The following is a 691-nucleotide window of genomic DNA, read 5'->3' on the forward strand; positions in this document are numbered from 1 at the left end:
ATCGCAGCCACACCAACTACGCCCAGCAGCACGCTTTTAATGGTCGCGGCGATAAGCGTTGTCCAGCTTTTCGCGTTTTCGCCAGCGGTACGGATCGCGATAGTTTGCAGGCCCGATGCCAACGACTCTGAATACGTCATAAAGCCAGCAGCGATAGCCAGTGACAAGATAGACAGCAACAAGCTACCTAACACGCCGCCAACCATGCCAAGCAAAGAGGTTAATGCTGACTTGATTTGTGGCATAAAGGTTTGTATTGCTTGCTCTAAGTTTGTCGCAAAGAGCGTCCATACTTCATAAAGTTTGTCACCCACAAGAGGCCAATCAGCAACAGACGCTTTAGGTCCAGGGATTTTCCCCTGACCATTTTGCAGTACGTCCAACGCGTGTGTTGCACCATCCACGATAGAGCCCGACACCATCACTAGTGGCGTTACCAGCAGGGCGATACCCAGCAGTGCGATTGTCGTGGCAGCCAAGCCGCGTCTACCGCCGTAAGCGCGTTGCAGTTTTTTGGTCAGTGGTAGTAGCGCTACCGCGATGATGGCACCCCAAATCACTGGAAGGATGAAAGGCCTGATGATGTCGTACGTAAACATCAGCAATACGAAGATCAAGCCAATACGTATCGCTGATTCCACCATGTTACTGATGAAAAGCTTACTTTCATTTCTTTCCGATTGTTTATCCA

Annotated in this window: 1 protein-coding gene; it reads right to left on the reverse strand. The window is 50.2% G+C overall.

Translation table 11 applies throughout. The features are described 5' to 3' along the window. On the reverse strand, positions 1-691 hold a 691-nt coding region (locus tag R7Q11_RS26495), incomplete at both ends, for an AI-2E family transporter (protein ID WP_225467036.1).

The sequence above is a fragment of the Vibrio sp. 970 genome (assembly GCF_033339075.1).